Source organism: Desulfobaculum bizertense DSM 18034, from assembly GCF_900167065.1.
GTDB lineage: Bacteria > Desulfobacterota > Desulfovibrionia > Desulfovibrionales > Desulfovibrionaceae > Desulfobaculum > Desulfobaculum bizertense.
Genome location: NZ_FUYA01000014.1, coordinates 1 through 18985 on the forward strand (window position 1 = coordinate 1; position 18985 = coordinate 18985).

Genomic DNA, 18985 nt, shown 5'->3' on the forward strand with positions numbered 1-18985 from the left:
GGGGCAGCGCCCCTTGCAGAGGTGCGGGGACAGAGTCCCCGCCCACCCAAGCGCCCTTTGCAGAGCACGAGACGGAGTCTCGTAACCTACGCACCCCTGTGCGCTTATATAAAATATCCAATGATGTATTTAAGCGAGGTAAAGAGGATAACGAGACAGAGGGCGGCTTTGATGACGCGAGCGGGGACATGTTTCTGACAGCGAGCGCCGAGCCACATACCGAGGGCGCCGCCGATACCGAAGAGGGTACCGAGGAGCCAGTCGGGTGCGAGGGCCTGATTAGGGTAGATAAACTGCAGAACCTGAAAAAAGAGGACGGCAGTGATGGAGGTCATGAAGGTGCCCATAAGTGCGGGGGCGGCGGCGACATAGACGGGGAGTCCGAGCATGCTGACGTAGAGAGGCATAAGGATAGCGCCGCCACCGATGCCATACATACCGCCGATGATGCCGACGATGAGGCTGGGGAAGAACAGTCCGGCCGTGCGGATGTGAAATTCTTCATCCTCAAAGATGAACCGGATAACGCCAGCGGAGGACTTGAGGGTTTGGATGGGGCGGGGGGCGGCGCTGCTGCGGACGTTTTTTTCAAAGCGCTGCTCGGCGGCGTTGTGTTTGAGCAGGCTGTGGACCATGCGATAGCCAATGTAGAGAAGGACAATGCCGACAAAGAGTTTGAAGTTGGACGCATCGGGGAGATAGCGAACGCGTAGCCAGACGCCGAGGAGCACACCGGGGACGGTGCCGAGGACGACGGCCGTGGCGAGAGGCCAAACCATGCGGCCTTCGCGAAGGTAGCGAAAGACGCCGCCGGGAATGGCGACGATGTTGTAAAACTGGTTGGTGGCACTCACCGAGGGCGCGGTGTAGCCGAGAAACATCTGAAATGGGAGAAGAAGAAACGCGCCGGAAATGCCACCCATTGAGGCAAAGAACGCTATAATAAAGGCAGTGACTGGGGGTATCCAGATGGGGACTGTAATGTCTGCAACAGGAAAGTACATCGGGGCCTCCTTTGATATCGCTTGGAGATATTCTATAAAAAGGAGCCTGCATTTGTCAGTCTTTTTTAGAGTAAAAGACTAGGTTTTTTGGGCCGGAATGATTTTTTTTGTGCGTGATGAAAAAAAGTGTTTGACCTGAACCCTAAATACTATTAATAATCATTATTAACAAAGCGACACAAATCGCAGCGTGCAAGATGGCAGATTCCTTTTGTAGCGAGGAATTGTGCCACCACAGATTTTAGGTAGAAGAGTAGGTATTTTCGTCTTTCCTCTCCTTCATCAAAGCAAAGCCTAAGCCCCTCGTGCCCATCCCGTTTGCCCAGCGGGATGGGCCTTTTTTTTGGGGTGCTAAGAGCAAAAAAAGAGGGATTGCCGGAAAGGGAGAAGGCGGGGTAAGATAAAGGATGGTAAAAAAGAAACGCAGCATTTCGGTCATTATTCCTGTTTTTCGTGAGGCTGATCGCATTGGTGAAACTCTGCGACATGTGCAAGAAGTCGCGGGATCAAATTCATATGAGATATGTATAATTGATGGCGCAATTGAACGGGATACTTTAGACTCAGCAGAAGGTTACGGGGCGGTACTGATTGGCAGTACGTCCGGGCGAGGGCACCAGATGAATGTCGGGGCCAAGTTCGCCGCTGGGGATATTCTTGTTTTTTTGCATGCAGACACACGGCTTCCAGAGGGCGCATTTGAAGAAATAGCGCGAATACTGGATGGGGATGCCTCAGCCGGAGCGTTTCGGCTTGGCTTCGATTCAGACAGTTTTGCAATGCGCTGGATTGCGTTTTGGGCCAATGTGCGTTCTGCACTGACGCGTGCGCCATACGGCGATCAGGTTCTTTTTTTTGAGCGAAAATTTTTCTTCAATATCGGGGGATACCGCGAGATTCCGCTGATGGAAGATTTGGAAATTATGACTCGAGTGCGACGACTGGGGCGGCGTATTCAGATTTCTCCCTTGCGAGTGACGAGTGCGGCCCGTCGCTGGGAGCAGGAGGGGAAACTTCGCTGTACCTTGCGCAACTGGGCAATCCGGCTGGCGTATCACGCCCGGGTTTCGCCCTATGTGCTGGCCCAGTGGTACAGTTTTGGAGGAGAGGGAGATGATGGGGACTGATGCCTGCGAGATACTTTTTTTTGTGAAACTTCCGCTGGCAGGGAAGGTGAAAACGCGGCTCGCGCGGGATCTTGGGGCTGGACGGGCAGCCAAGCTGTATGAAGCTTTTGCCGAAGACCAGCTTGCGACGCTGACGAGCACGGGGATTCCGGTTCGGGTGTGCTGTGTGCCTATGGGGACACTGGCAGATTACGAAATGTGGCTTGGGAACCAGTATAGCTTTGAATGGCAGCTTGGTTTTGATCTTGGGGCACGAATGCTTGCGGCGTTTGATGGTGCTTTTCGCCGGGGGCGCAAGCGAGTTGTACTGACGGGTAGCGATGCGCCGATGATGCAGCGGGAGACGGTGCTGGAGGCGTTTGATGCTCTGCAACACAGGGACGCTGTCTTTTCGCCGAGTCCAGATGGCGGGTATTCGCTTGCGGGCTACCGGGCCAGTGGACTGGTGCGGGATGTTTTTCTGGAAATGCCGTGGAGTACTTCGGGGGTTTTTGAAGAGACCTGCCGACGGCTTAACGAGCATGACGCAAGCTATGCCGTGCTTCAGGAGACGCCGGACGTGGATACCCTGCAAGAACTTGGGCGGCTGGTTCAGTCAGCTGTTTTTGGGAATTCACCGATGACGAGCCGGGATAATGCGCCGCGAAGTTTTTCGCTTTTGGAGCATTGGGGCTTTTAGCTGGCAGAAAAAGAAAAGCCCCTCTGCGTGGCAGAAGGGCTGCAAAATTGGAATGGCGGAAGTGCTATTCCCAGAAGCTGAGCACGTCTTGTGGCTGTTCGCGCCGCTTGAGGGAAACAAAGCCTGTTGAGGCCTGTTCGTCTTTGTATCCAAGAACACTGGGGATGGCCCGCGAGTTATAGCGGGACCACATGGAAAGCGTGTATGCGCCTGTGTCGTGGATGAGAATCCAGTCACCAGGTTCGATTTCCGGCAGGGCAATATCGCGGCCCGGCAGGTCTCCTGCAAAGCAGAGAGGGCCTGCAATGCGGTAGAGACGGGTCGGTCCGTCCTTGAGCGCTCCGTTTTTGTCGCAGACGCTAAATTCGTGATGCCAGTCGCCTGGGTTGTAGCATTTGCGCAGGAACATGTCGGCACCCAGATGGATAACGGCGGTTCGGATATCCCCCTGAGGCTTGATGTATTCCACACGGCTTGCGGCAAAGCCTGCATTGGCGTGCACGGCGCGGCCAAATTCCGTCATGAGGCGGAATTTCCCGGAGAAAAGCTCGGGGCAGCCTGTGCGCAGGGCAGCAACGTATTCGGTAAAGCTCGGTGCCTGAAATTCTTTCTGTCCGTAATCTGCGGGCAGTCCGCCACCAAGGTCAAATATGCGAATTTGACCGTCTGTGGCAGCATTCACTTCTTCCACAAAATCCAGAATGCTCCGTACGCCCAGCACGAGCTGGTCGAGGGGGCATCCCTGCGAGCCAACATGGACGTGGATACCTGTCATCCATGGATGGCTGCGATAGATCTCAAGAAGTTTTTTGCGGAAGGTCTTGAGCGGCACACCAAATTTGGAGTACTCGGCGGCAACTGAGGTTGCGCCGATGCTTCCCTGTCCTACCTGTGGGTTAACGCGAATGCCAAATGTGCTTTTGGCTTCGTGTCCCAAGTCTTTCAGAATCGTATCTACCCGTTCCACTTCCTGCATGTTGTCCATATTGAGATGGACGCCTTGCGTGATGGCAAAGCGCAGTTCGTGAAGGGTTTTTGCAGGTGAATCAAAAACCACATGACTGGGATCAAAGCCAGCGCCCAGAGCCAGATGCATTTCTGGTTCAGAGGCGGACTCAAGACCCAGCTGCGGTGCATTGTCCTGTTCACCAAGTGCGTGCAGCCACGCAAGCACCTTGCGAAGAGGATTAGCCTTGACAGCAACAGCGTGAAGCGTGTCCTTTGGGAACTGTTCGGCCAGTTCCTTCGTGCGCTCAGCAATGAGGGACAGGTCATAGAAGAGAACGCTTGAGTCCTCAGCCTGAACTGCACCCTCAGAAAGGGCATTTGTGAGTGCGCGAGACATCGCCTGTGCAGAGAGTCTTTTTCGCATGCGAAGGGTATACACTGGGCTTTTGCGGAAGGGAACCTTTGTGAGGGGTTTACCGTGGTGGGACAAGAGAGTAACACCGACTGGACGTGGAAACTATTCTTATGCAATTCGACAAGGTACTGGATGCACGATGAGTCATAAAGGAAGTAGCCTGTATGCAACCGGCGGGGGCTGTGTGGTCCTCATTGGTATGGCTGGAGCAGGAAAAACAACGATTGGCCGGGCACTAAGCTCTGTTTTGGGCTGGCCGTCCATGGATACTGACGCCCTGATTGAATCACATTATGCCCGTCCGCTTCAGGAGCTGGCAGACTGTTTTGGGCGCGACCGTTTTGTGGAAGTAGAAGATGATCTGGTCTCGAAAATTACGGTGCGCCGGACCATTATTTCCACGGGTGGAAGCGTGATTTATGGCGAGAAGTGCATGAAGCGTTTGCACGAGCTTGGTCCTGTGGTGTACCTGCGTGCAGAAAAAGACGTCATTTTGCAGCGGGTCAATGCCAAGCCTGACCGTGGCCTTGCCATTGCTCCGGGCCAGACAGTGGAAGACCTCTTTAATGAGCGTCTGCCTATGTATGAAAAAGAGGCAGATTTTTGCGTGGATTCGGACAAGCTGAATCCAGAACAGTGTGCAGAAGCCATCCGCGACTGGATGCTGGAAAAGGGGTTGAGCCTTGAAGCTGAATAGCGTTGGTGTTTTTCGTCGGCTTGGGGCGCTGTATGACCTGATGCAGAAGGAATATGACCAGACAGTCGAGGGCACAGGGTTTACCTGTGCGGACTGTCCGCAAAACTGCTGCACCAGCTACTTCCAGCATCATACCTATGTGGAATGGGCATATTTGTGGAAGGGCATGAAATCTTTGCCCGAAGCAAAGCAGAAGCTGTACCTTGAGCGCGCGCAGGCGTATGTTGCGCAGATGCAGGAACAGCTTGCAGCGGGCGAGCGCCCGGATGCCATGTGTCCGCTCAATGATGATGGCCTGTGTGGGCTGTATACGCATCGCCTGATGATCTGCCGTTTGCATGGCGTGGTGCATACGCTGGCTGTGCGGGGCAAGATGGGCGTTCCTGTAGAAGAAACTTTTCCGGGATGCTGGCGCTTTGGTGAGGCGACCGAAGGACGCACTGACCTGCGACCTCTGGACCGGACGCCGCTGTACTCCAAGCTGGCAGCCCTTGAGATGGAATTTTTGGGAAAACGGATTCAGACTCTTCCACGAGTAAACCTGACACTTGCTGAAATGCTGGTGCAGGGTGCTCCCAAGCTTCGTTAGCTTTTTCTGAGGGGGAAACCATGAAACGACATGCCGTTGCCTTGTGTACCGCTATGCTGTGTGCGGTGATTTTGTCTGGCTGCTCTCACCTGAGCGTCAAGCACCTCAACAAGGGGCCGTGGACGTTTTCTGAACCTCAGACCGTAGCGACAAAGTGCTGGCGCTTTGAATACCGAGTCGCGCCAGTTAGCAAATATTATCGCATTGACGGGACGGCATTTCCGCTCGCCGAGAGTGTGCCCGAATGGGCCACGTGGATAGATGACCTGTGGATTTCTGCGTATCTGACTGATGCGCGGGGCCGGATTTTGGCGCGTGACGTCAAGGTCTATGTGCCACAGCATTTATCGCGAGAGCAGGGCGTCCCGTTTGAGTTTTGGCTCAGACTGGATGGTCAGAAACTCCCGGAGCCGCTTTTTGTGAGTTTTGGATACCGGGTCAAGATGCTGGCTGCTGCGCAAAAAGCTTCGGCGGACAAAGATATGCCGCCTGTAGAAGATGTCTTTTTTGCCAGTGAAGGCGCGCTGGTCTGCCATTAACGCAGCCAAAAAGAAAAGAACGCAAAGCCCTGATGAAAGTCAGGGCTTTTTTTATGTGAAAAAAAGCATGCCTCAAAGTGCGCAATACAAAAAAAGAAAAATCTATTTATGACGGGAGAATGGAGCCTATGCTGTGTGAGCAAACAGTACAGTATTCGAGGAAATGCTGAGTTCTCAAGGCTCGACATGTTTCGTAAAATCGTACATAAGTACGGTCACTTCATAACAGAGCGTGGAGCACGTTTTCTCACGAATTTTTTTGGGGATGTGAGAGACGTGTGATATATACACGTTTTCTGTTGAACGAAGTGACGATGTCTCCAGAGTCTGTTGCGGGCGATGAACAGATTTTTTCTGGACAATTCCTCCGTATTGCAGCTCTGGCCTGAGAACTGGTGTCCCGGAGACGGGACTGTTTTGTTACCTCCAGAAAAGAGTGAAGGGGAACATGAAAAAACTTTTTGTTATGTTCTTTGCGCTGTTGTCTCTGGTTGCCCTTGCCGCGTGCAATGGTGACGGCGACAAGAAAGAGAGCGCCGAGAACAAAGTGGTCACGATTAAGCTGGCCACGCAGCACCCCCTTGAGCACATGGGGCACAAGGCCGCGCTGCGAATTAAAGAGCGTATTGAGAAAGGAACCGAGGGCCGCGTCCTGGTGAAGATTTTCCCGGCTAACCAGCTTGGTGATGCTTCCCAGATTTATGACGAAGTCATTCGTGGTTCCATTGATGCTGCACACATCACCATCCCTGATGCCCTTGACTCCCGTCTGGGTATTGGCTTCCTGCCTTACATTGCTGACGATTACGAGCAGATCAAAAAGATCTACAAGACTGGTGCATTCATCCCGACTGAGATGGCAAAAATGCACGAGAAGCTCGGCGTGAAATTCTTCTCCTACTTTGGCGAAGGTTTCATCGGCGTTGGTACTGTGAAGGAGCTTGAGAATTACAACAAGCCCGGCATGGAAAAGGGTGTTATGTGCCGTGTTCCCGGCCTGAACGTCTTTAAGTTCGGCGCTGAGGAACTCGGTTTCCGCACCACCTCCCTCCCATACACAGACGTGTATTCCGCACTCCAGACAGGTGTCGTCAAGGCATGGTCTGGTGGACCGCCGAATCTGAACTACACCGGATTCCGTGATGTCCTGAAGTACTACTACCAGTACAACGTGAACTTTGAGTCCACTCAGTACGTCATGAACATGAAAACCTTCATGGCCATTCCTGAGGCTGATCGCAAGGTTGTTGAAGCTGCATTTACTGACGAAGGTCAGGCTTCTTTTGGCCGCGCAGAAGAGGAAGATCAGAAATACCGCAAGATGCTGGAAGATGAAGGCGTCAAGGTTATTATGCTGACTCCTGAAGAGCTGAAAGAATGCGCAAGCTACGTCCGTGAGCATGCATGGCCGCGCCTCGAAGAGACGCTGACCAAAGAGCTGCTCGACGGTCTGAAAGCAACCTACTAGGCGACGAGAATCTCTCAGGTGCATCGTCTTTTGTCCGTGCGGCGGCGTGTATTGCCCGCCGCACGGTTTTCTTTTTCAGGACACACGTTTGTACAATAGGGGGTCCTCGATGCGTACGGCAAAAAGCAGTCTATGGCGCTATCTGTGGGCTGTGCTGGGCAAGTTTCAAAAAACCATGATGGCGGTGTCGAGTATCTGCATCGTTGTCATGATTTTTGTGGCAGTTGTTGCCCGCTATATTTTCAAATCCGATTTCTACGGTTCCGAAGAGCTGATCCAGATGTTTGCCTTTTGGCTCTACTTTATGGGTGCAGCTCAGGGCAGCCGCGAAAAAAGCCAGATTTCCGCTGACATCCTCACCTGCTATATCACCAACAAAAAGTGGAACATCTCTGTTCAGTTTGTGCGCGAACTCATCACCGTTGCCATTAGCCTTCTCGTGAGCTGGTGGGGCATTCAGTTTGTGGCGTGGAGCTTTCACATGCTTCCGAAGTCCACAGTCTTCCGCCTGCCTATGCTCATCCCGCACAGCGCGGTTGGACTGGGCTTTGTGCTCATGAGCTTTTACCACACGGTGTATCTCATTCAGAATTTCAAAGATCTTGTCCGTGTTTTTCGTGGGCAGGATGTGTCTGCGGCCCAGGCGTTTGAAGGGGAGGCATAAATGTCAGTTCTGTTAGCTATTCTTGCTCTCCTCGTAACGCTGTTTATTGGGGTGCCAATTCCGTTTGCCTTTTTTGCCTCGGCAGCCTGCCTGATTTTTCTGGGCGGCTATCAGCCGGGCTTTTTGCTGCCTTACGGCTTCGCAAAAATGAACTCAGTTGTCCTGCTGACCATCCCGCTGTTTATTATGGCTGGTGGCATCATGGACAAGGGCGGCATTGGCGATAAGCTTGTTGATGTGGTGGACATTATTGCTGGTCGCATCAAGGGCGGTCTCGGCGTGGTCTGCGTTGTGACCTGTGCCATCTTTGGTGCTGTTTCCGGCTCGTCCTCTGCCACGGTTTCCTGCATTGGTTCCATCATCATGCCCAAGCTCCAGCGCGCAGGCTATCCCGTGGGGCATACAGCCGCACTGCTCGCCAGCTCTGGTGTTCTGGGTATTCTGATTCCGCCGTCCATGCTGATGATCGTTTACGCGTGGCTCGGAAACCAGTCGGTTCTGGCCTGCTTCCTCGCAGCCTTTGTGCCGGGCATTATCCTGACGATTCTGCTGAGTCTGGTGAACCTGTTCCTGCTTCGGAACAACAAGGACATTGAAGTCCGCCCTGCAGATTCCTTTGCCGTGACAGGCAAAAAACTGATTTCCAGTGGTGCTTCTGCTTCTCCTGCCCTGATGATGCCCGTCATCATTCTTGGCGGTATTTATGGCGGCATCATGACCCCGACAGAAGCTGCTGCCGTGGCTGTGCTCTATGCTATCCCGGTTGCCATGTTCTTCTACAAGGGCCTGAAATTCAGGAACCTTGGGGCAACGCTGATTGAGTCGGCCACCACAACAGGCGTTATTATGGCCATGACTTTTGCGGTTATGATTCTGTCCCGTCTGTACATCATGGAAAATCTGCCAGAGCAGATTATGGGCTTTTTGACCACCATTTCGGATAACAAGATGGTGATTCTGCTCATGATTAACGTCGTGCTGCTGGGCATGGGTATGCTCATGGATGACGTGTCTGGCTTCCTTTTGGGAACGCCTATCCTCCTGCCTCTGGTTCAGCAGATTGGCGTTGACCCGCTGCACTTTGCTGCAATCATGGGCGTGAACCTCGGCATGGGAAATGTCACGCCACCAACGGCGCCGCTTTTGTATCTTTCGGGACGCATATCCGGGGCATCGGTGACGAGTATGCTCAAGCCAACCATGTATCTGATTCTTTTTGCATGGTTGCCGACGCTGCTTCTGACGACCTATGTCCCAGACATCTCGCTTTTCCTCGTGCGCCTGCTTTTGAAGTAGTCACGGTATGAAAACACTGAGGGCAGTCTTTTGGCTGCCCCTTTTTTATGCTTTCGCGCACGAATCCCCTGTACTTTTTTCTGTCAAAAGAGAAAAAATTTGTTATGCGAAAAAAAGTTCTCACGTCTTCTCGCCAGAAAAAGGCAAAGAAAAGTATGCGTCTTGTGACTGCATGACGTGGAATCATTTTGTGTGGAGTCTTTGGAGAGGCGCTTGCGCTTGTGCTGTTGCGAGAAGTCCTTTCTCGCGTATACTGCTTTGTACTGAGGTGTCTGAAAAAGAGCCAGGGCAAGGCATGTGTTTCTTCTTGGGAACACATGCTTTTGGCTTGGGAGAACGCTGGAATGGTCAGTGGGGACAGATCATTGTGGCAAGTGAGGATTGAATATGGCGAGTCGCATGTCTGAGCCGTCTTTTACGGCTCCAGAAGTACGTTTCTATAAGCTCGTGAGTGGCGTGTCTGCGGTACTGGACCTGATGAGTCCCGTGATTGCCGGGCATCATAACCGGACCGCGTATTTTGCCGGGCGTCTGGCGGACGTCATGGGCCTTGGCGAAAAGGAGCAGGCAGATCTTGTGCTGGCTGCGCTTTTGCACGATGTCGGGGCTTTTACGCTCGACACCAGACTCAATACCCTTGCGTTTGATTCTGATGACGTTGAGCACATGGAAACGGGCTATCAGCTTTTGCAAATCTACGATTCGTTTTGGAATATTGCCGAGATTATTCACTATCACCACGTCAAATATTCAGATTTTGGGCACGTTGCCGCACATCCGCGCCACCTGTGGCTTGCGAATCTGCTCCAGCTTGCCGACCGCATTGATGTGCTGGTTCCTCGGAGCGAGTCCGGTGACTTTGACCGCAAGGCTGCCCGTGAGATTGTGCTGGCAGAAAAAAGCACACGCTTTGCGGCAGAGTTTTGTGATGCCTTTGAAAAAGTCTGGAAAGACGACGCGTTTTGGGACGGTGTTTTCCGGGAGGACAGATTCGAAGAGCTGACGCAGCGCATCTCTGCCCGCGACCACATGATGGAGTTCCACGAGCTGATGGATTCGTCACGGCTTATTGCGCATCTGGTCGACTTCCGGAGTCCCTTTACCGCGACTCATTCGTGGGGCGTTGCTGCGGTGTCCGAGGCGCTTGGCAGGGCCTGTGGCATGAGTCGAAAGACAAGCGAATGTCTGCGGCTTGCTGGTTATCTTCATGATGTCGGCAAGCTGGGTATTCCTTCGGAACTTTTGGAGAAGCCCGGAAAGCTTACGGACAAGGAATTCGTGACCATGAAAGGGCACGCCTATTACAGCAATTCCGTGCTGACCGGAGTTCCGGGGCTGGCGGAAATTGCGCGGTGGGGCGCGCAGCACCATGAGCGGCTTGATGGCTCTGGCTATCCGTTCCAGCTGGACAGCAGAAATCTCGATCAAGGCTCACGCATTGTTGCCGTGGCGGACGTGTTTACCGCGATTACGGAAGACAGACCGTACCGGGAAGGCATGGACCGCTATCAGGCCATGGACGTTCTCACCGATCTGGGCACAACAGGAGCCTTGGACAGCTCTGTGGTCAAGAGTCTTGGAGATCGTTTTGAGGAGCTGAATCACCATCGCCAGCTCGCCCAGCGGGCCGCACGCGACGAGTTTGACCGTTTCTCCAAAAGGGTGGCAGAGGCGCGAGAATCCCGTCACGATAACTGAGGCTTGAACGCAGCGCCAATGGGTTCTATAGTCATGCGGCTCCCACACTTTCAGGAAGGCGGTATGCTATGGAACTCTTTCGGGCTGACTTACACATTCATTCGCGGTTTTCGCGGGCAACCAGCAAAAAACTGACGCTGCGGCTCCTTGCTGCCTGGGCACAGGCCAAGGGACTGGACGTCATTGCGACAGGTGACTTCACGCATCCAGAGTGGATGGCTGAAATCGAAGAATATCTTGAGCCAGATGGCTCTGGTCTCTATGTGCTCAAGGACCAGAATGGTCTTGGGGAACAGCTTCCGTTTTTGGACGGGGCGCCCCTCGCGGGCAATACCCGCTTTATGCTCTGCACAGAAATTAGCAGCATTTATAAAAAGGCTGGCAAGGTTCGCAAAAACCACAATCTCGTGTTCATGCCGAGCATTGAGATGGCGAAAAACTTTTCTGCCCGCCTTGCGCAGGTGGGGAATCTGGAGTCCGATGGCCGCCCGATCCTTGGACTCGATGCAAAAAATCTTCTTGAGATGGTTCTGGAAACAGGACCAAACGCCTTCCTTGTCCCGGCGCATATCTGGACGCCGTGGTTTTCCCTCTTTGGTTCAAAGTCTGGTTTCGACAGCATGGAAGAATGCTTTGGCGATCTTTCGTCAGAGATTTTTGCGCTGGAAACTGGTCTCTCCTCTGACCCGGACATGAACTGGCTGTGGTCTGCTCTGGACCGCTATACCCTGATTTCCAATTCGGACGCGCACTCTGGCGAAAAGCTGGGGCGTGAATCCAACCTGTTCCAGGGCGAAAAGTCGTATGACGGCATTTATCACGCCCTGCGTGGTGAGGCTCTTGGGCATCGCTTCCTTGGAACGGTGGAGTTCTTCCCGGAAGAGGGCAAGTACCATCTGGACGGGCATCGCAAGTGTGGGATTGTCATGGATCCGGCCGAGACCCGGGCGCATGGTGGCATTTGTCCTGTCTGCGGAAAGCCGCTGACTGTTGGTGTGCTGAACCGTGTGCAGGAGCTTGCTGACCGTGAGCTTCCGGAGCAGCCCGCTGGGCACCCCGGTTTCCAGTCTTTGTTCCCGCTTCCTGAGCTGGTCTCGGAAGTGCTGGGTGTTGGACCCACCAGCAAAAAGGTGAAAGCGTTTCATGGTCGGCTCTTGGCGCGTCTTGGTTCCGAGATGGATATTTTGCAGCATGTGCCGTTTGAGGATATCGCCAAAATTTCCCGACCTCTTGCCGAGGGCGTGCGCCGCATGCGTCAGGGGCATGTGCTCCGTCAGTCTGGGTTTGATGGACAGTATGGTGTCATTTCTGCTTTTTCGCCTCTGGAGCGGGAAGAAATGCAGCGTGGTGCGTCCCTGATTGCCATGCCGGCAAAGAAAGCACCGCTGGTGCATCCTGTGCCCCAGAGTGAGCCTGCGGCTCCAGCCCCTGCGGAGGCAGAGGCAAAGCCTGTTGCGGCCCAGCCAGAAAAAGAGAAAACGCCGTGTATTGCGGCTCAGTCGAAGGTGCAGGAGGCTCCGCGTTCTCGCTACAATGTCGCCCAGCAGAGTGCCATTGATGCCGGGCCTGAACCGGTGCTGGTTATTGCTGGTCCGGGTACAGGCAAGACGCATACCCTGATGGGGCGCCTGAACCGTTTGCTTAGTGACGGGGTCAAGCCACGGCAGATTTTGACGCTGACCTTTACGCGCCGGGCCGCTGATGAACTTCAGCAGCGCCTTGTGGAAATGCGTGGAGAGAATGAAGTGCTGCCGCGCGCGGATACCCTGCACGCCATTGCCTTTGAGTGCTGGGAAGAGCTGAACGGTGAGGCTCCTGTGATTTTGTCCGAAGAAAATGCACTGCGCGTTTTTGCCGAGGCAAATCCAGACTTTTCTGGACGCGAGCTGCGGTCCCTGTGGCAGCGGCTTGGGCTTGCACGTGAGCGCATGGAGCTTGGTCCTGAGCTGCTTGATGCCTCGCAGAACTATTCGCGGGTGAAAGATTCGTGGAATCTGGTGGATTACACAGACCTGCTTGAATTTTGGCTCCAGCAGATGGAGTCCGGAAGCTGGGCGAATCCGTACCTGCATGTGCTGGTTGATGAGGTGCAGGACCTTTCCGCTTTGCAGCTCCGGCTGGTCACTGCGCTCGCCAAGCAGGAAGGCGAGGGCTTTTTCGCCATTGGTGACCCTGACCAGTCCATTTATTCTTTCCGTGGTGCGCAGGGCAGAGTGCGTTCGCAGCTGAAAGAGCTGTGGCCCAGCCTGCGAGTTATCACGCTTGAAGACAACTACCGCTCGGCACAGAGCATTCTGGACCTTGCCCATCCGGCCTTGCCCGGAAGCCCGGCTTTGCATGCCCGCGTGCCCAAAGACGGTGAAGTCCGGCTTTTTTCTGCCCCAACAGCAGGGCGGGAAGCCCAGTGGATTGGGGAACGGGTGCGAGAGCTTGTCGGCAGCACCAGTCACACCATTTCCGACGCTGGCGAGGGCGCGTGCATGTCGCCCGGAGATATTGCGATTCTGGTGCGCTTCAAGGCGCTGATTGAACCGCTTCGCCGCTTGCTGGACCGCTTTGGTTTGCCGTGCGCCGTGCCAGAGGCCGAGGCCTTTTGGACAGAGCCGCGTGTGGATGTGATTCTGGCAACTGCGGGCCGCAGCCTTGGGATTAATCCGGCCATGCCGGGCGAGGAGCGAGAATTCATTGATGTCCCGGACAAGGTGCTTATGGACGGGCCTGTTGCGCTTGAAGCCTACTTGCAGGATTCACAGCCCTTTGATCGTTTGTTCTGGGAAAGCTCGGCGTTCCGCAAACTAAAAAAAGCCTACGACGAGCAGGGCGGCTGGCTGGGGCTGGTGAACTGGGTCAATATGCAGACTGAACTTGATTTGGTGCGCTCCCGTGCCCAGAAAATTCAGATCATGACCTTGCACGCCGCAAAGGGCCTTGAGTTTGAAGCCGTGTTTTTGCCTGCGCTGGAGCAGGGTATTTTGCCTTTTGCTGGGGTGGGAACACTTACGGGCAATGCAAACTCGCGTGAGATGCCAACGGACGAAGATGAAGAGCGCCGCCTCTTTTACGTGGGCCTGACTCGCGCCAAGTCGCGCCTGTATTTGAGCCACAGCGCAAGCCGTATGGTCTATGGCCATGAGCTGCGGCTGAAACCCACGGCTTTTTTGAAACCGCTTCCAGAGCATTTGCTCAAGCGCTCCCATGTGGTCAGCAAAACTGTCCGCCAGACCAAGCAGCTCAATCTTTTGGGCTAAAGACGAGAACGAATGATTTCACGAACAGTTTTTGAACAGGAGCACAACTGCTCTCTGGAGTCGTCCCCGGAACGCCTGAATCAGCTCAAAGAAGAGCTTACCGCCATACCGTGGCGCGTTGCGGCCCCGTCGTGGGTTATTCCTGCCGGACTCGTGGAAAACTGCATTGCCCTTGAGAATGTGTTTCCAGAAGTGGCTTTGCTCTTTTTTGAAACGCAGTCCTGCCTTGCGTATACCGAGGATGAACTGCCGGGCTGGCTTGCTGAGCTGCATCTGGATTATCATGTGCACCTGCCTCTTGATCTGGAGAAATACAGCGAAGAGGAGCGGGTGCAGGCTGTGCTGGGACTGGCGCGCAAGTCTGCGTTTTTGTCCCCCCGGCGTTTTGTGCTGCATCCACCCGGAAGTCCGGAGTGCCTGAAAGCCTGTCTTGAGGCTTGGGCCGGGGCTGGGCTGGACCCGCGTCTGCTCGTTTTGGAAAATGTGCATGGGCATAATCTCATGGACTACGCCGAGCTGTGCATGGCGTGGGACGTGGGCTTCTGCCTAGACTTGGGACATATGTTGGCGTACAATCAGGAATTCCTGCTTGAGGAACTTGATGAACATTCTATACGTATGCTGCACCTCAATGCTCCGGGTCCAAAGGGGCGTCATTTGCCTTTGACGGCCTTGTCTGCACAGGGGAAAGACCTGCTCGGCAAGCTGCTTGAAAAGGCTCAGCCTGACACGCTTGTGACGCTGGAAGTCTTTGAGGAGCAGGGCCTGCTGGACTCTGTGACTGTGCTCCACGATATTGTGTAGCTTCATCTGGGCCTAAACAGGCTGTACTGGAGAGAATAATGGCATATTTCCGTTCTGTGCCTCGACTCGAAGACCTGCTGTCTCTGTTTACGCGGGAAGAATCCTGGCTCATTCTCATGAATGCTGACCCTGACGCTCTGGCTTCTGCTATGGCCCTCAAGAGGATTATGTCACGCAGGGTGCAGAGTGTGGGCATTGCCCATGTGAATGAGATTTCACGCCCGGATAATCTGGAAATGCTCCATTGCCTGCGTATTCCTACCGTTCGTTTCCGCAAGAGTATGCTCAAAAAGTATGACCGCTTTGCCCTTGTGGATTCCCAGCCTCATCACCATGAATCTTTTTCCGGTGTGCCGTTTTCTGTGGTCATTGACCACCATCCCCTGTCTGATGAACATCCTGTCAACGCGGAGTATGTGGACATTCAGACAGAATATGGCGCGAATGCCAGCCGTCTGACAGAGTATCTCTACAACCTCAAGGTTCGTCCCGGAAAGCTTTTGGCTACGGCGCTGTCCTATGGCATCAAGACCGATACCATGAATTTTGAGCGGGCCTTTAGCGAGACTGACCTGCGCGCATTTCAGTATCTGCACAAGTTTACAGACACGCTGCTGCTGCGCAAAATTTATCGCAGCGAGTTCCATTTCGACTGGCTCCGGTATTTTTGTCAGGCGTACTTTAAGCTGCGAATGACAGGGCCGGGGCTGTTTGCCTATCTTGAAGACGTCGAAAGTCCTGATATTCTGGTTATTCTTGCAGACCTGTTCCTGCGGGTGCAGGGTGCTGACTGGACCGTGATTTCTGGAACGGTTGACGGCCGGGTGGTCGCCATTTTCCGTGGTGATGGCCTGCGCCGGGATATGGGCAAATTTGCTGCGCGCTGCTTTGGCGATGTTGGCTCTGCTGGCGGGCACCGCAACGCTGCCCGGGCCGAAATTCCGCTTGATGCCACGGGGGAGGGACCTGTAGAAGTCTTCCTGTGGAATCGCATCAAACCTAAAACTTCTCGCTCCCACACTGGCTCCTGATTTGGGCCGCCTGCTGGGTGAGCGTGTCGCCCATGTGGCGCATACGGAGAGCACATGTCCCTGAAAGAACGTCTTGGGCTGGAAAGTTCCCCAGTCTTTCTCGTTGATGGTCACGCCTTTATTTACCGCTTTTATTACGCCTTTCGCGACATGCAGCGCTCGGACGGCTTTCCTACCAACGCCGTCTTTATGTTTTTGCGCATGCTCCTGAACATTCTCAAAAACGAAAAGCCCGAGTACATGGGCGTGTTTTTTGACGGAAAAGGCCCCACCTTCCGCCATGAACTTTTTGAGCCATACAAGGCCCAGCGTCCCAAGATGCCAGAAGACCTTGCCATGCAGCTTGATCCTGCCCATGAGGTGGTCAAGCTTCTTGGTATGCACATGACTATTTCTGATGGTGTGGAAGCTGATGATTGCATGGCCGCTGTTGCCGATCACCTCAAGGGACAGCATCCCGTCGTGATTGTCGGCGCAGACAAAGACCTGAAACAGTGCCTTGATGAGCGTGTGTATCTTTGGGACCCCGGTTCCAGAAAGGAAAAGCTCACCAGCCTCGAAGACTTCCGCAAGGAAACAGGTCTTGAGCCAGATCAGTGGGCTGACTTTCAGGCTCTTATTGGCGACTCTGCGGATAATATCCCCGGTGTCCCCGGCGTTGGACCAAAGACTGCGGTCAAGATCATGGCTCAGTATCCCACGCTGGAAGAGCTTCGTGATGCGGTGAACGCTGGCGAGGGTGATTTCAAGCCCGCCATGCGCAAAAAGCTCGACGCCAACATGGAAGACGCGTTCCTGTTCAGGAAGCTGACCCGCCTGTCCACAGATGTCTGTCAGGAAATTACTCTGGACAGCATGGCTGTGACCCCGCCAAACTTTCATGACGTCGCGGCATTCCTCAAAGAATATGAGTTCCGCACTCTGCTGCGGGACCTTGAGCATTTTATTCCCCGGCCCGCAGAACCTGCTCCGGCCGAGGCGCCTGCTGCCAGTGCTCAGGGCGCAGCTGGCACAGAAGCGCCAGCCAAGGCGACAGCAGGGAAATCCGCCAAAAAATCAGGGGCAGAGCAGCTTTCCCTTTTTGGTATGGGTGGCATCAGTGCGCCCGCCGCTCCCGCAGAAGAGATTGTGCGCAGTGCTGCAACGCCTCGTGCCTTGCCTGACTGCGCCGGGACGCCTGTTGGCCTGCTTCCTCTGGAAGAAGGCTGGCAGCTTGGCATTAATGGGCAGGAGTGGAAAAGCTCTGGTTCGCTTGACGAGTTGCTGGAGAAGCTGAGTGTGGCCTCAGAAATTGTGACGCCGTCGGTCAAGGCACTGCTTCGTGCGGATTCCCGCTGGAGCACGGTGCCTTTGGAGCGCTGGTGTGATCTGGGGCTGGCCGCATATCTCCTGTCGCCAGAAGACCGCGATTATTCGTGGGATCGCCTGAATCAGCGTCTTGCTCCCGAAGTGCTGGAAGCTGAGGTCGTGGGTGAAGCCTGCCGTGCTGCTGCCTTGGGGCAGGGACTGAAAAAGCGTCTTGAGGCTGCGCATCTGACCGCACTTCTTCGTGATCTGGAAATGCCGCTGATTCCGGTGCTTGCGGACATGGAAAAGCAGGGGATCTGCATTGACGCCAAGACCTTGGCTGAATTCCTGAGCGAAGTGAGCACCGAACTTGAGGGCTACACCACCCGCATTCGCGAGCAGGCCGGAAAGGATTTTAATTTGCGCTCCAGCCAGCAGATGGCAGAAGTGCTGTTCACGGATTTGGGGCTGAAACCTCGTGGCAAAACGCCCGGCGGTTCTCCCTCGACGTCTTTTGATGTGCTGGAAAAAATCCGCAAGGAGCACCCCATCATTGAAGACATTCAGAGCTGGAGAAAGCTGGAAAAGATGCGTTCGACCTATCTTGAGCCGCTGCCCCGTGCTGCGGATGCCAATGGGCGGGTGCATACGAGCTTTAACCAGCTCGCAACGGCAACTGGGCGTCTGTCCAGCTCCGGCCCGAATCTCCAGAATATTCCTATTCGTGGGGACATGGGCAAGCGGATGCGTGGCTGCTTTACTGCTGGAGAAGGCAAGTCGCTTGTAGCGGCTGACTACTCGCAGATTGAGCTACGCGTGCTCGCACATTTTTCTCAGGAACCAGCCTTGGTGGATGCCTTCCGCAAGGGTGAGGACATTCACTCCCGCACTGCTGCGCTGCTTTTTGACGTGGCTCCAGACCAGATTGAGCCTGACCAGCGCCGTAATGCAAAGACCATTAACTTTGGGCTGATTTACGGCATGGGACCGCAGAAGCTCGGTCGTGAGCTTGGCATCACAGTCAAGGAAGCCAAGGCCTTTATTGAGCGCTATTTTGAGCGCCTTTCCGGGCTGGCAGATTTTTATGATTCCGTGGAGCAGGACGCTCGACGCGACGGCCACGTGCTGACCTTGGCCGGGCGTCGCCGCATGTTGCCAGACATCAACTCTCGCAACTCGCATCACCAGTCCACTGCACGGCGTCAGGCAATTAATACAAGAATTCAGGGCAGTGCCGCGGACATCATCAAGATGGCCATGCTTTCTGTTCATCGCGATGAACTTTTGCAGGAACTGGATGCCCGAATGATACTTCAGGTACATGACGAACTGCTGCTCGAAGCAGCTCCAGAAAATGCAGCGCAGGCTGGTCAAAGACTTGAAGAAATAATGACAGGGATTTATGACCTCTCTGTTCCACTTGTTGTGGATTGGGGTATCGGTGAAAACTGGGGAGAAGCACACTAAAGTGCCCAGCGCTCCTTTTGCCCT

The 18985-nt window shown here is 54.3% G+C and carries 15 protein-coding genes; 13 read left to right on the top strand and 2 right to left on the bottom strand.

The features are described 5' to 3' along the window. Positions 1–104 precede the first annotated feature (104 nt). Positions 105–1004, bottom strand: coding sequence for a sulfite exporter TauE/SafE family protein (locus B5D23_RS14220; protein WP_078686124.1), 900 nt, complete (start codon positions 1002–1004; stop codon positions 105–107). A gap of 407 nt (positions 1005–1411) precedes the next feature. On the opposite strand from B5D23_RS14220, the gene B5D23_RS14225 reads away from it, so the two are divergent. Together B5D23_RS14225 and B5D23_RS14230 are read left to right on the top strand one after the other, a co-directional pair. Next, positions 1412–2131, top strand: coding sequence for a TIGR04283 family arsenosugar biosynthesis glycosyltransferase (locus tag B5D23_RS14225; protein ID WP_078686125.1), 720 nt, complete (start codon positions 1412–1414; stop codon positions 2129–2131). Further along, a complete protein-coding gene (locus B5D23_RS14230; RefSeq protein WP_159446020.1) occupies positions 2118–2810 on the top strand; it encodes a TIGR04282 family arsenosugar biosynthesis glycosyltransferase in 693 nt (230 codons plus the stop codon). The genes B5D23_RS14225 and B5D23_RS14230 overlap by 14 nt, the downstream gene beginning before the upstream one ends. Positions 2811–2874: 64 nt before the next feature. On the opposite strand, the gene B5D23_RS14235 is transcribed toward B5D23_RS14230, so the two are convergent. After that, on the bottom strand, positions 2875–4182 hold the full coding sequence (locus tag B5D23_RS14235; protein WP_234985106.1) for a type III PLP-dependent enzyme domain-containing protein: 1308 nt from the start codon (positions 4180–4182) through the stop codon (positions 2875–2877). Positions 4183–4312: 130 nt separating this feature from the next. Here B5D23_RS14235 and thrB point away from each other — a divergent pair, with 130 nt between their 5' ends. The 11 genes from thrB to polA all read left to right on the top strand — a co-directional run bounded on the left by thrB (position 4313) and on the right by polA (position 18961). Further along, positions 4313–4870 (top strand): homoserine kinase, encoded by a 558-nt coding sequence (thrB, locus tag B5D23_RS14240; protein WP_233813146.1) that lies wholly within the window; start codon positions 4313–4315, stop codon positions 4868–4870. Beyond that, complete coding sequence (locus B5D23_RS14245) at positions 4857–5459, top strand: hypothetical protein (protein ID WP_078686127.1); 603 nt, start codon at positions 4857–4859, stop codon at positions 5457–5459. The genes thrB and B5D23_RS14245 overlap by 14 nt, the downstream gene beginning before the upstream one ends. 20 nt (positions 5460–5479) lie before the next feature. After that, a complete protein-coding gene (locus B5D23_RS14250; protein WP_078686128.1) occupies positions 5480–5998 on the top strand; it encodes a hypothetical protein in 519 nt (172 codons plus the stop codon). Positions 5999–6446: 448 nt separating this feature from the next. Beyond that, positions 6447–7466, top strand: coding sequence for a TRAP transporter substrate-binding protein DctP (dctP, locus tag B5D23_RS14255; RefSeq protein ID WP_078686129.1), 1020 nt, complete (start codon positions 6447–6449; stop codon positions 7464–7466). A 109-nt stretch (positions 7467–7575) separates the two neighbouring features. After that, entirely contained in the window at positions 7576–8130 is a 555-nt protein-coding gene (locus B5D23_RS14260; RefSeq protein WP_078686130.1) for a TRAP transporter small permease, read from the top strand. Beyond that, positions 8131–9426 carry a TRAP transporter large permease gene (locus B5D23_RS14265; RefSeq protein ID WP_078686131.1) on the top strand — a complete coding sequence of 432 codons (1296 nt, stop codon included), beginning with the start codon at positions 8131–8133 and terminating at the stop codon, positions 9424–9426. Between the two features lie 387 nt (positions 9427–9813). Continuing rightward, on the top strand, positions 9814–11124 hold the full coding sequence (locus B5D23_RS14275) for an HD-GYP domain-containing protein (RefSeq protein ID WP_078686133.1): 1311 nt from the start codon (positions 9814–9816) through the stop codon (positions 11122–11124). Positions 11125–11192: 68 nt separating this feature from the next. Continuing rightward, on the top strand, positions 11193–14372 hold the full coding sequence (locus B5D23_RS14280; protein WP_078686134.1) for a UvrD-helicase domain-containing protein: 3180 nt from the start codon (positions 11193–11195) through the stop codon (positions 14370–14372). Positions 14373–14384: 12 nt separating this feature from the next. Next, positions 14385–15176: a cobamide remodeling phosphodiesterase CbiR gene (gene cbiR, locus B5D23_RS14285; RefSeq protein WP_078686135.1), complete on the top strand. Its 792-nt coding sequence runs from the start codon at positions 14385–14387 to the stop codon at positions 15174–15176. Between the two features lie 38 nt (positions 15177–15214). Further along, positions 15215–16207: a DHH family phosphoesterase gene (locus tag B5D23_RS14290; protein WP_078686136.1), complete on the top strand. Its 993-nt coding sequence runs from the start codon at positions 15215–15217 to the stop codon at positions 16205–16207. A 54-nt stretch (positions 16208–16261) separates the two neighbouring features. Continuing rightward, positions 16262–18961: a DNA polymerase I gene (gene polA / locus B5D23_RS14295; RefSeq protein ID WP_078686137.1), complete on the top strand. Its 2700-nt coding sequence runs from the start codon at positions 16262–16264 to the stop codon at positions 18959–18961. Positions 18962–18985 lie beyond the last annotated feature (24 nt).

What these genes read in the sequence shown, in the direction of transcription:
- B5D23_RS14220 (WP_078686124.1), bottom strand. Translation starts at nt 1,004, where the DNA reads ATGTACTTTCCTGTTGCAGACATTACAGTCCCCATCTGGATACCCCCA.
- B5D23_RS14225 (WP_078686125.1), top strand. Translation starts at nt 1,412, where the DNA reads ATGGTAAAAAAGAAACGCAGCATTTCGGTCATTATTCCTGTTTTTCGT.
- B5D23_RS14230 (WP_159446020.1), top strand. Translation starts at nt 2,118, where the DNA reads ATGATGGGGACTGATGCCTGCGAGATACTTTTTTTTGTGAAACTTCCG.
- B5D23_RS14235 (WP_234985106.1), bottom strand. Translation starts at nt 4,182, where the DNA reads ATGCGAAAAAGACTCTCTGCACAGGCGATGTCTCGCGCACTCACAAAT.
- thrB (WP_233813146.1), top strand. Translation starts at nt 4,313, where the DNA reads ATGAGTCATAAAGGAAGTAGCCTGTATGCAACCGGCGGGGGCTGTGTG.
- B5D23_RS14250 (WP_078686128.1), top strand. Translation starts at nt 5,480, where the DNA reads ATGAAACGACATGCCGTTGCCTTGTGTACCGCTATGCTGTGTGCGGTG.
- dctP (WP_078686129.1), top strand. Translation starts at nt 6,447, where the DNA reads ATGAAAAAACTTTTTGTTATGTTCTTTGCGCTGTTGTCTCTGGTTGCC.
- B5D23_RS14260 (WP_078686130.1), top strand. Translation starts at nt 7,576, where the DNA reads ATGCGTACGGCAAAAAGCAGTCTATGGCGCTATCTGTGGGCTGTGCTG.
- B5D23_RS14265 (WP_078686131.1), top strand. Translation starts at nt 8,131, where the DNA reads ATGTCAGTTCTGTTAGCTATTCTTGCTCTCCTCGTAACGCTGTTTATT.
- B5D23_RS14275 (WP_078686133.1), top strand. Translation starts at nt 9,814, where the DNA reads ATGGCGAGTCGCATGTCTGAGCCGTCTTTTACGGCTCCAGAAGTACGT.
- B5D23_RS14280 (WP_078686134.1), top strand. Translation starts at nt 11,193, where the DNA reads ATGGAACTCTTTCGGGCTGACTTACACATTCATTCGCGGTTTTCGCGG.
- cbiR (WP_078686135.1), top strand. Translation starts at nt 14,385, where the DNA reads ATGATTTCACGAACAGTTTTTGAACAGGAGCACAACTGCTCTCTGGAG.
- B5D23_RS14290 (WP_078686136.1), top strand. Translation starts at nt 15,215, where the DNA reads ATGGCATATTTCCGTTCTGTGCCTCGACTCGAAGACCTGCTGTCTCTG.
- polA (WP_078686137.1), top strand. Translation starts at nt 16,262, where the DNA reads ATGTCCCTGAAAGAACGTCTTGGGCTGGAAAGTTCCCCAGTCTTTCTC.